Origin of the sequence: Dactylosporangium sp. NPDC050688, from assembly GCF_040654515.1 — a bacterium.
GTDB lineage: Bacteria > Actinomycetota > Actinomycetes > Mycobacteriales > Micromonosporaceae > Dactylosporangium.
This window is the reverse complement of the sequence record NZ_JBFAIC010000047.1, coordinates 22,376-34,145: the sequence shown is the minus strand read 5'-3', so window position 1 is coordinate 34,145 and position 11,770 is coordinate 22,376. Positions and strand designations below refer to the sequence as shown.

Below are 11,770 nucleotides of genomic sequence, written 5' to 3'. Positions count from 1 at the left end.
CACAGTCGAGTTCCACCCACCCGGCCAGCCATGCACCACCACATGGACCCGAGGGCGATTCCCCAGTGCCGCCGGCGGCAGCGCGTCATTGAGAAACTCGTCGAACAGCCTGGCTGCCGAGATGATCCCGCTGGGGGTCAGCGCCGTACCACCAACCGAGTTCAGGTCGCGTCGGCTGTGTGAGAACAGCTGTGGGGTCTGCACCACCACGACCCGGGCTGAGGCCTCCAGGTCGTCAAACCGAAGCGGTCCCAGATCCGGCTCTGCCGCCCGCACGTCCTCACCCGGCAGCAAAGCTGCCTGACGCAGCCAAACCAACCGACGATTCCCGCCTTCGTCACCGTCCGGCTCGGGCCGCTCCAGGAACACCCACGCCCGGTCATACTCGTAAGCACGCCACGGCGACGAACGCCACATGTCCATCCGACGTATCCGCTGCTGTCCCGCCGGTGTGGGATTCGAAATTCTCGCATGGCTCGAAAGACGATATGGCCCCTCTGTAAGCCTCGTATCAATCAGATTTCGGTGCTCGTCGAATCGCCGGACGAACCAGACCTGATAATCAAGAGCGCGAAACGTCCGCCGTCCCGCATAATCGACCCGCACCGCCTGGTTCTCGCTCGACTGCGGGTCGTCCGAGAACCATGACCGCCTTACAGGCTCGGTCAAGTCCTCCTCGAAGACCGCCACCGGACCCGCGTGCACGGTCCAGTTATCGACCCGCCAAGTCGGCCGCATCTGCGCAACCTCCGCGACCGTCTCGGGCGAAAGGCGGGTGCCCCGAATCGGATACAACGCGACCACCGCATCGGACGGCACCTGCCCTCCGGCCAACAACGCACCGACCTGACGCACCACCTCATCCCGATCCCCGACCTCCAGCACCACCACCAGCCACGTCCGTAGGCTCAACTCAGCTTGCGCTTCCAGCCGCCGGACAACATCGTCGGGCAACCGTGTCCCGGACGGAGGAAGCACCACCTCCACCGTCGGCCGGCGTCCTTCCGCCGGCTGGCGTCCTTCCGCCGGTCGCGGGCCGGTCGTTGGGCCAGCACCCGCGTCGGGCACGCCGGAGGAACCGGGCCGGGTCACGATCGGCCGATCAGGCTCGGTGGTTGCCATCGGCTCGTCAAGGAGAGCCGAACGAAACGACGCACGCTCGGGCTCAACGCCGGTCTGCGGCGGCCCGCTCTGTGCCGGTTCCGGTGCGGGCTCGGCACCATGCGTGGCTCCGGCGGGCGTCAGCCGCTCACGGTACTCGGCCACGAAAGCCGGATCAGCGCGGTCGGGAACCGCGCCGCCGGCACGGCGCACATCCAATCCCGAGGGTGTGACCGTCACCGTCCGGCCGCCCAGCCGAACGCGCCTGCCAGCACCGTCCAACCGTCGCGACACCGCAGCCACCAAACGTGACACGGACGGCCGCCACCGCGGCCTCGGCAGGTTCGGCGTGGTCACCCGGCCCCGGCCAGCGAAACCCTGTGCTGTCTCCGCTTGCGCTTCCAGTCGCCGGACAACATCGTCGGGCAACCGTGTCCCGGACGGAGGAAGCACCATCTCCACCGTCGGCCGGCGTCCTTCCAGCGGTCGCGGGAGAGCCGAACGAGACTGCGGAATCTCGGACTCAAAGCCGGTTTGCGGCGGCTGGCTCTGCGCCGGTTCCGGTGCGGGTTCGGCACCATGTGTGGTTCCGGCAGGCGTCAGCCGCTCACCGCTCTCGCTGGGCGCCTCCTGCGATTGTCGTAGACGGTACTCGACCACTAGAGCCGAATCAGACGTCGGCCGGCCGTGCTGATCGTGCGCGACCCATCGATGGTCCGGCGTTTCGCCCGCGAACAGGTCTGGCCTCACCGCAATCGACACAGCTTGTTGTTGAGCGAACTCCACCAGTTCGTCGAGTCGATGAATCTGTGCCCCCACCGCCTGCGTTCGCACGGGATCATCGGAATCCGGCCACAGCTCAGCGAGCACTCCCATACCCGTGAGATCATCGCTGTTGAGTGCCTGGCGCACGACAGGCAACAGCCCGCTCAAGCCCGGCAAATCAGAAGCGGTGATCCGGAACAGCCCGTTCACCCCCGCGCGGTCGGGAACCGCAGCGCCGGCACGGCGCACATCCAATCCCGAGCGCGTGACCGTTACCGTCCAGTTGCCCAGCCTAGTGCGCTGGCCGGCACCGCCCAACCGCCGCAACACCGCAGCCGCCAAATGTGACACGGACGGCTGCCACTGCAGCCTCGGCGAGTTCGGACTCGTCACATTTACCCCAATGGTGCACAGCGATATGAACATTGTTCGTCCGCGCACGTGCGCGGGTCTGTCCGCCGCGGACGAGCAGGTGCCGGCCCCGCCCTCGGCCGAGAACGAGGCCAGCACCAGCCGGTGCCGTCGCTGCGGGTGCGCGGCGCTCCGTTCGCCGTACCACCCAGGCGTACGTCAGCAGCGCGAGCGTCGACGGCGCGACGGCCCAGAGCCGTCACCACACGGTGGAGACTGCGTGGGGACAGGGGCAGTCCCTGCTTCGCGAGCCACAGTGCCGAGCGTCGGATCTGACACCCGGTGGCCCCGGCCTGACGGGCCAGGCCGCCCCGACCGAGACCGGCGAGCTGTCTGGACCGGATACGGGACGGTCGGAAGGCCTTGGGCTCGGTAATCTGCCAGTTCTGGTGCGTGTTGTTCCAGTTGCACGGGCTGGTGTAGACGTTGCCCGCGGCGTTGCTGTCCAGGCACCGTCCGGTTTGGTGGTTGAGGAACGCCCATTGGCCCATTCACTTCGGCGAGAACGAATTGGCCGTGACGGGGCTGTCCCCGCCCACTGCGAGTGCGCCGCCGATCAGGACCGTCACCGCCGCGGCCAGCCCGCCACGCAGCCGGCGACGCCAGTGTTTTGCGGTTGACTCCCGGTGCCATGCGATCTCCATACGCCTTTGGTTGTAGCCGGTCAGTGAATAAGACGTCGTGGCTGTTGCTGTCGTTCACCAGAACCCGGAGTCCCGGGTTTCCAGGGTGGCTCGTCGAGCCATCAGCCCTCCCGGTCACGCTGATGTGATCGGGCTGTGCTATTTCGCGGGCGATCACGGCGCAGCCGGCGGCTGACTGGCTGTGCGGTGAACAGGTTTGCCTGTCGGTCGCACTCGTCGCCGCGCCACCGGCGTCGTGCTCGACGTTGGCGGCGGCACGGCCGGGATCCTGATCCAGCCGCTCGCCGTCGCCGTCGCCGTCGAATCGTCATCGGAGAAGATCGGCTCGCGTCCAGGCCGTCGTGATCGCCTACTGGGGCGACCCGTCACCCCCAGCGCGCCGGCGTCGGCCTTTCGCGCGGAGCGGCCAATGACGGTGGAGGCGGGCTGTCTGGCGCCGGCAGGGTCGATGTGCCGCGACGACGCGCCGGGCCGGCGCTGCGGCGATGATGTGGGCCCAGCTGAGAAGCGGCTGGAAGAGCCGTGCGGGCTCGTGGCGACCTTCCGGACGGGCCCGCCGTCAAGGCGGTCGAGGTCGACGCGCCGGTGGTGCGCCAGGGCCGCGGAACACCCCACGCCGGGTCCGGCCGCGAATATGAACAGGCACCGCTTTGCGTTCGTGTGCGGCGCGCCGTGGCAGCGGCGACAGGATGACCGGTTCGGGCACCCTCCGGCTCCCCCGTTTCGGTCGGCGCAAGGTCGCGCGGCCGAGCCGGCGGTGGCAGTTCCGTGAGGGTGAGGCCCGGGTCGGCCTGGTGGGGGTTCGACGCTGCCGGCCGGCGCCCTGATGGTCGGCCAACGCTGAATTCGGTCGCAGGTCAGCCTCGGCGGCGTAGGTGGCGGTCATCCGCGGCCACCCGTCGGGCTCGGCCGGACGGCTCGGATCGAAGCGGAGCAGCGGCTCCTGACCGGGCAAGTGCCCCATGACGACGTCGCGGTAGATGGTCGCGCCGAACTCGGAGGTCGGGTACCAGTACCGGTGCGCTCCGTGCTTGACCGCCATCCGGCTGTCGATCATCTCTTGAACGATGTCGTAATAGCGGTCGGCCGGCAGCGCGTTGCCGTCCAGATCCTGGATGTTCCACAGATCGTGGTCGCCGGTGATCGGCCGCAGTACTCCGTCCTCGCCCTTCTCGAAGATCAGACCGTCGCGAATCGCGAACCGGCCGCTCTCGACCAGATTCGTGATCGTCTCATACAGGGCCCGATGCTCACGACGTCGCTGGTTCCAGCGACGCTGCGCCGGCTCCGACTCAGGTGCCGGCGAATCGGGTTTGAAGAAGCCGACCAGACCCCGGTAGTTCGGGTCGGCGCCCAACTGGACATCGACCCTGTTGATGGTCTTGGCCTTGATCTCCTCACCTTTGGGCAGCGCACCCCCGCGGAGATGTCCGGGCACCCACGGGTTCGATGGCCGGACGGTGATCACCACGTTGTGCCGGGTGGCGATCAGCCAGAACTTCTCCTGATTCTCCACGGGGATGCCGTAGGTGCGCTCAGCCTCGTCCGGGAGCACCACCTGGCCGTCTTCCGGCGCCGCCAACATCGCGGGACTCGGCACGGGACGGATCGCCGACGGCTCCAACCAGGGGCTCGTCCCTGCCGGATCCTCGACAGTCCGTGGTGGCAGCGACGCGTCAGCCGCCGTGTCCGCGGCGGCCAGCTCCGACTCCACCGGCGAGGTGGGCCACCGCCCGGCCGGTGGCTCCCACGCGATCAACGGCACCGGCGATCCGGCCGGCGATCCGGGCCGAGCAGCTGGCGGGTCGGGGCGGCGCTCCGGATGCGAAACCGGATCTGAACGCCTGGCCGGCCCACCAGGTTCCTCGCCGGCGGTGCCAGTCGGCCCGTCCTGTTGACCCTTCACCAGGCCCCACTTCCGATCAGCCCCAGCAGCGCGTCACAGAAGGCTAGGTCGTGGCGTCGCTCAACCCCAGTTCCCGATGTTTGGGTCACGGCGGGTACTGCCGGACGGGGTCCCCTGAACCGGGACACCCCGCCGCGGCTTTCACGCCCGCAGGCGTGAACCGGGCCGCCGCTGACGTCGTATTCCGGTAAGGGTTTGCGCCGCCCGGCGCACCCGAGGGGAGATACCGATGACAGTGCCGGTACACCTGCGCTACAGCGCTGGTCACACCTGGCTGGAACAGGCCGGCGACTCGGTCACGATCGGTGTGACCAGGCACGCGGCCGACGGCATGCGCGACATCGTGTACGTCCACCTGCCAGACATCGGCGCCGAACTGAGCGTAGGACAGCCATGCGGCGCCGTCGAGTCGGCGAAGACAGCCAGCGATGTGGACTCCCCCGCCTCCGGTGTGGTCCTCACGGTCAACGCCGCCCTCCGGGAAGACCCGGGTCTGGTCAACCGCGATCCGTTCGGTGCCGGTTGGCTCTTCCGGCTGCGCGTCACCGATCTCGGTGCGACCATGACCGCCGAGGAGTACGCGAAGCTGATGATGGCGCCGTTCCCCGACACGGTGTGCTGAAGACGCGAGCAGAACCCCACCACCGCCGCACCCAGGACCTCACCCCGGCTGTCCGAGGTGAGGTCCAGCCCGTTCGATCGGGCGCTTCAGCAGTCCAGAGCCGCGATCGCGAGCAACCGCAGGACATTGGTCCGGCTGGGATTCCGGGCAATCATACTGTTGATGAGCTCCACCAAATCGACGCGCTCCGAGTTGGTGAAGTACCGAGGGATGAACTCGCGCGAGATGCCCAGCGCCGCGGCCATCTCGCGGTTGGGATTGAAGTCCGCCTCGAAGCCGGCTCCGGCCATGCCAGGGACGGACCTGCGTGCGATGTCCACTGCTGCGGCCATCGCGGGCTTGTCGCGGAGGTCAGGGATGTCGGTCTCGCGCTCCAACGCGTTGGCCAGCGCCCCGATCATGTTGACGAGGGCGTTCTCCGAGTTGAGCTTCGCGAAACCGCGTGTCAGGTTCCGCAGCGCCTTCAGGAGGTCGGCGTCTGCCGCGGGCAGCGCGGCGCGGATGACGCGTCCGCTGCGGAACGAATCGGGCTCGGCGAGGTAGCCGAGCACAGTCCGGGTCGCGCCCCGTCCGGCGAGGTACAGGGCCGCGGCGCGCACTGAAGCCGGATCGTCGACGGGCCGCGCCGCCATGAAGATGTCGGTGACCCGAGCGGTCGCCGTCTTGAGAACCTCCTGGGGATCCGCGGCGGTGCCCAGCGATGACACCCAGCGATTCCAGCCGAGCGCCGCGCCGCGGACGTCGGCCTTGGCAACCAGCGACAGCGCGTTGAGGGCCTTGCTCAACGCACCAGCGACGTAGCGCCCGTCGGCTCCCGTCGTGTTCGGCAACGGTGTCAACGGCGGGGCCAGGCCGAGGATCTGCGCCACCGTCGGCAGCGGGTCCAGGTGCGTGGGCAGTTGCGCAGACGCGTCGACGTACGCACGGACGACCGTCTCGACCTCGGTCTGCGTCACCCGTCCTGCGGCGTTGTCCACCTTGTCGCTGAACGCCCGCCATGCCGCCAGGAAGTTTCCGGCCGACGGCCCGTCCACGGCCGGGCCGTCGAACCTTGCCCGCAGATCGTCGCGCCACACCCGCAGCCGCACCAGGTTCGTGGACGGTGACCGGTTCCCGGCCCGTGGTGGCACCAGGAACGCGGTGGCCACGCCGCTGCCTTGGATCGTTCGTTCTGCTTCGTCGAGGCCGATGCTGTGCGCCGGCGGCAGTCCGGACAGTTCGTGGACCCCGACCACGACCGGGGCGCCCAGCGTGTCGGCGATCTCGGCCAGCCTCTCGGGCGTCCGCTCGACGTCGGCGAATCGCGGATCGATGAAAACCTGCCCGCTCATGGTCCCGATGGCGGACGCGAGCGATCCGAGCTCGGCGAACAGGCCAGCATCCGGAACGATTCTGGTCCCGAGTTTCGACGGGGGCAGTGCGGTGGCCGCTTCCCGAGCGATGACAGACCATTCCGGGCCATGCAGGAAGAGCCCGGACGGGATCTCCTCGGTCGAGACACCGTTTGTCGGTTCGTTGTCGCCGTAGGACGATGACGTGGTCACTGACGTGCCGACCGTCGTCACCGAGGCGGCATCCGAAGTCGAACCGGCATCGCTAATCGCTGAATCCGGTGACTGGCGTCGCGGCGACGCAAGCACCAGGTAGTGGCCGGCGACCGAACCGACCGGCAGGAACTGATCCGGCGATGGCTGGCTGGTCAGTCCGTTGGCGGAGATGAGGACCGGAACTCCGGCCCGCCGCCGCAGTTCCCCGGCGGTGTTGGCGACCCACTCCGGCGCCACCGCCGTTGACGGGTTCAGGTGCGCCACCACCTGACCACTCACGGTCATCTGGGCCGCGGTGAGGACCTGGGTCACCGCGGCGGTACCGCCGATGGACGGATCGAGGAAGATCACCACCGAACCGGTCAGCGGCGGCAGCGTCCGGGCGGCCTCCAGGTCCGCGAGACGAGCTCCGACACGTCCGACGGCATAACCGGCCGGCACCTTCTCCACCTTGTAGCCGGGCGGCACGCGCTGCGCGAGGGCGGCGACCTCCAGGCCGGACCGCCAGGACGCGACGTCCGTCCCGCTCCGCCCGTCGACGACAAGGTGCACTGTGGGCGGCAGCTCGCTCAGCAGTCGATGCACCTGGGCTTTGACCGCGGGCGGCATCGTCGCGGAGTCGGTGACCTCGAGCCGCATCGACCCGGGCGGACCGCCGGTCAGCGGGTGCGAAGGCAGCAGCCCCGAGCCGCCGGCGCGTGGGCTCACCAGCGCCGCGCCCGGCCGGGCGGTGTCGAGGACCCAGTCCTGGCCAAGCCTGAACTGGTTGGCCACCCCGGACGGCGGAAGGTCGTGCGGTGTGGCGACGGGAGCCGGACCGGTTGACGGGTACACGAGGAAATACTTGGCGAAGTGATCCGAGGTGGACCCCAGCAGGTTCGTGTCGACGTACGGCACGAACCACTTCGAGTTCGGGGCCTCGAGCAGACGGTCGGCCGGAACGATGATCGGTGCGGTCCCACCCGGGCCGGTCCAGCCCTGGTCGGCCCACCCTTGGACGACATCGACCGGCACGCGTGGCCCGGTGCCCACGTCGATCAACATGGCAGCGCGTTGCGGGTCGGGCAGCCCGCCCAGGAACTCCGTGACCACGGTGGTGTCGCCGGCGCCGGACACGCCGGGACTCACCACCAGGACGGACCGCTGACCGAATGCCCGGCTGGACGCCGGCTGGACCGGGTTCGTCCCGCCGTCACGGGTCAATGCGTACCCCGGCTGACCCGCCAGCGGCCGGATCTCCAGCCCTGATCCGGGCGGCGCGGCGGCGCGCAGCGTCGAGAGCTGAACAGCGGGGTCGATGAGGCCTGAGCCGGATGGGCGCATCACATCCTCGACTGTCAGGGGCGTCGACCCGTCGGATCCGACGTTCCGCGCCGGGGTCGGTGGCCTCATACCGGCAACGGGCACGGCGGGAGAGTGCTCGGCTGGGGTGCCCACGCCCGGCGAGGCAGACGCACCGGTGTCCACCGCGTGGGCCGGACCGGCCGCGGTAAGGCTCGGAGTCGGCGTGATCGAGGCGAGGAACCGTACCTGCGCCTCCGCCTGCAGGGTCGGGACCAGATTCCGCACGTCCGCTTCGGCCTGCTTGAAGTCGGCGGCGCTCCACAGGGTGGGCAGGTCCTGGTCGGCGTGCCTGGCGATCTCGTACCGGGTGACGGTCACGGTCGCCCGGGGATTGCCGGCGTGGACGAACAGGTCGTCGTCCAGTGAGACGTAGAACTGTGCACGGCCGGGATGCCCGCTGCGACCGGCGCGATTCATGGCCTGGACGTCGATGTCATGCGAAATGCTGGAGCGCGCGGTCACCTTCACGTCCAGGCCGCCGGACTTGATCACGTCCAGGCCGATCGGGACGTCGACGCCCCGCGCACCCTGCATGTTGACGACGGTGATCTTGCCGGCCTGGCCGCCCTCATCGATGACCCGCTGGAACGCCGCTTCGGCTCTGAACCCCTTCGCCAGGAACCAGTCGGCATCGACCGCGGTGTGATCCACGTTCCTGGCCTTGAACAGGTCCGAGAGTTTCGAGACAAGGGCGTTGTCGTGCACGATGATCCACTGTGGACGGCCAGCGGTCGCGTCGCGGATCGCATGGGCGACAACGGCATCGAGCTTCTCCCCGGTGGCTCCGAACACCAGGTCGTCGCCTTCGACCAGCTTCGACTTGAAGTAGCGCGCGACGTCCCGGATCGTTCCGGAGAGACCCTGCCGGGCGAACTGCACTTCCTTCCCCAGGGCGGTCCCGGACGCGCCCACGACGACATCGTAGTTCTCGCTGCTGTAGATCTGCCCCGCGCTGACCTTCTTGGTGGTGTCCGCGTCGGCGCGGATGGGGAGGTTGTGCTTGGCCTCGATCGCCTGCGCCAACCCGTCGTTCCAACGGGTCTCGCGACCGAACCTCCCCGTCGATGCCGCGAGGTCCTTCATGACCTTGTGCGTCGTCTGGTTGATGATGACGATCTTGCTGTGCTGGTCCAGCGTGTAGTGCGTCTTGTACCGGTACTGGAACTCGGCGAACGCCGCGAGGTTCAGTCGCTTCAGCTCTGCCGCGGACGGCATCCGTCCAAGGATCCGCTCGACCTTCGTCAGGCCTTGTCCGGTCAGCCCGGACTCCCCACGCCGGCCCGGGCCGAGGTTGAAGTCGGCCGCGGTGAGCGAACCGCTGGCCCGGTGCGAGTTCAGGAAGTCGCGGGCCCAGGTCACCAGACCGGCGACCGCCTTCGGCGCCGGATTGCCGACTCCCGCGCTGTGCTGGTAGATGGTGTCGTCGAAGACCAGCGCCTCGTCGATCTCGTCCATGACCGCGGTCCGGCCAGGGATCGGCTTTCCCCCCAGGAAACTGAATCCGATGTCGTTGTGCGTGCCGGCGTAGATGGTCGGCTCGCCTGGCACCGGCTTCGGTACGTTGCCCTCCTCGTTCATTCGATGGATCTTGGCGCCGTACGGCTCGTACATGCCACGAAGGGCCTCAGCGTCACGTACGGCCAGGTTGTCGCGGGTGGTGATGTACTGCGCGACTCCTCTCCCGAAGGCCAGCCGGCCCACCGCGGCGTGGTACGCCAGCGACTTCCCCTCGCCGGCCGCCATGTTGACCACCTCGATGCGGGTGAGCCCGTCGACCGCATCCGCCTGGGTCCACCGCATCTCCATGCCCGTGTGCCGGCGGATCACCTCGTACACGGCCGCGGTCACGTCGCCGTCCCGCTCGGAGCGCAGCAACCTGGCGATCGCGGCGTCGTCCAGCTCGTTGAGCCGTGAGCCGGCGGCGACCTTCGGCCCGTAGCGTTCGGCGATGTCAAACAGTGCCCGCGCCGCCTGTGCCGCCCTGTTCGCGCTGGCCAGCCATCCCTGGAATTCGGCCAAGTGAATGTCCGCGACACTCCAGCGTCCATCCGCCCCGCGCAGGAACGTGTTCCCGCTGACCGCATCCGAGACGTCAGAGTCCCGGCCCACGCGGTACGCCACCACGTCGCCGGTGACCGCATGACGGACCTCGTCACCCGACCTGAGGGTGATGGTCCTGCCATCGGTCAGCGACAGGCGCTCCGGCCCGGTGAGCCTGCTGACGGTGATCTCCTCGCGCCCGGTCCGCATCGACCAGGCTCCGGCGAGGTCACGGTCGAAGCTGCGCCCGTCGGGCCGTATGACGAGGCGCAGCTCGCCCGCACCGTCGAGCACCGCCTTGGACCCCGGCGGTATGTGCACGACGCCCGGCCCGGTGCCTCCGTCGCCCAGCCGCAGCGACCCACCATTGTGGGTTTCGTGCAGGCCGTCGAGCCGCCGGGTCCATTCGACATTCGCTGCGTGTGCGGGGTCCGCGCCGACCGGGTCGCCGAAGTTCGAGGCTCCCGCTCGCCGCGGGACCACATCCGACCCGGATGGTTGCTCGAGGCTCCACGGCCGGTTCCTGTCATGCGGCGTGGGAACCGACTCGCCCGGCAGCTCATGTGTCGGTGGCCGGACCCCGGCGGCCTGCCGCGCCGCCACGCTCTCCTCACCCACCGAGGTCACGCCGGGGCCTGTCGACCGCTGGGCGACCGGCGACCATGTCGGGTGAGCCGATCTGGCCTTCGCCTCGCTGCCGAAGACTCGGAACTCGTCGGCGTCCGCGGCCGGCACCGGCCTGCCACGAAGCGTCGGCACCACCGAGCGGTCCATCGGCAGCCCGGTCACCCGAGACGCCGGCACCACCAGCTCACCACCCTCGGCGCCGGCCCATATCGCCCGCCGCAGCGAGGGCAGGCCGGAGGCCGGGAACTGTCCCTCACCACTGCGGATCACCACCGACCCGTTCGACGTCGACAGCTTCCCGACCGCTCGGCTGTCGGCGGCACTCAACTCGTGCCCTGGCGACAGCGACACTTCCACCTGCCGGCGGCCGGCAGCGCCCAGGGCCGGCCCAGCTCCATCGGGTCCGCCATGCGGCGACGGTGGGGCCGACCTGACGTTGGGCGGCACCGTGCCGAGGTGCGCTGGATCATGAATCCGCAGCGCGGGCGCGCCCGAGCCCACATGCGGCACCGAACCACCACCACCCGCACCACCACGAACCACCCCAGGCAACTCCACCGCACCACCACGCGACACCCCACCCGACCGCTCCACCGGCGGCACAGCCTGCTCACCCAAACCCGACGGCACCACCTCCCGCACACCCGGCATCCGCGGCGCGGGCGCACCCACATGCGGCACCGAACCACCACCACCCGCACCACCACGAACCACCCCAGGCAACTCCACCGCACCACCACGCGACACCCCACCCGACCGCTCC

Annotated in this window: 5 protein-coding genes; 2 read left to right on the top strand and 3 right to left on the bottom strand. The window is 69.3% G+C overall.

All coding sequences use genetic code 11. From position 1 onward, the window contains the following. Positions 1 to 1,788 precede the first annotated feature (1,788 nt). Positions 1,789 to 2,214, top strand: coding sequence for a hypothetical protein (locus tag AB0H83_RS34335; RefSeq protein WP_360102399.1), 426 nt, complete (start codon positions 1,789 to 1,791; stop codon positions 2,212 to 2,214). A 554-nt stretch (positions 2,215 to 2,768) separates the two neighbouring features. Here the strand turns inward: AB0H83_RS34335 and AB0H83_RS34330 are convergent. Together AB0H83_RS34330 and AB0H83_RS34325 are read right to left on the bottom strand one after the other, a co-directional pair. Then, complete coding sequence (locus AB0H83_RS34330) at positions 2,769 to 2,921, bottom strand: hypothetical protein (RefSeq protein WP_360102397.1); 153 nt, start codon at positions 2,919 to 2,921, stop codon at positions 2,769 to 2,771. 559 nt (positions 2,922 to 3,480) lie between these two features. Then, positions 3,481 to 4,686 (bottom strand): hypothetical protein, encoded by a 1,206-nt coding sequence (locus AB0H83_RS34325; protein WP_360102395.1) that lies wholly within the window; start codon positions 4,684 to 4,686, stop codon positions 3,481 to 3,483. Positions 4,687 to 5,056: 370 nt separating this feature from the next. Between AB0H83_RS34325 and gcvH the strand changes: the two genes are divergently transcribed. After that, the gene (gene gcvH / locus AB0H83_RS34320) at positions 5,057 to 5,449 is read left to right on the top strand and encodes a glycine cleavage system protein GcvH (RefSeq protein ID WP_360102393.1); all 393 of its coding nucleotides are present in this window, start codon (positions 5,057 to 5,059) and stop codon (positions 5,447 to 5,449) included. Between the two features lie 86 nt (positions 5,450 to 5,535). Here gcvH and AB0H83_RS34315 read toward each other — a convergent pair whose 3' ends face one another. After that, a complete protein-coding gene (locus AB0H83_RS34315) occupies positions 5,536 to 10,464 on the bottom strand; it encodes a hypothetical protein (protein ID WP_360102391.1) in 4,929 nt (1,642 codons plus the stop codon). Positions 10,465 to 11,770 lie beyond the last annotated feature (1,306 nt).

Bases quoted from the DNA above. Each gene is read 5' to 3' on its own strand.
- AB0H83_RS34330 (WP_360102397.1), bottom strand. From the start codon at position 2,921: ATGGAGATCGCATGGCACCGGGAGTCAACCGCAAAACACTGGCGTCGC.
- gcvH (WP_360102393.1), top strand. From the start codon at position 5,057: ATGACAGTGCCGGTACACCTGCGCTACAGCGCTGGTCACACCTGGCTG.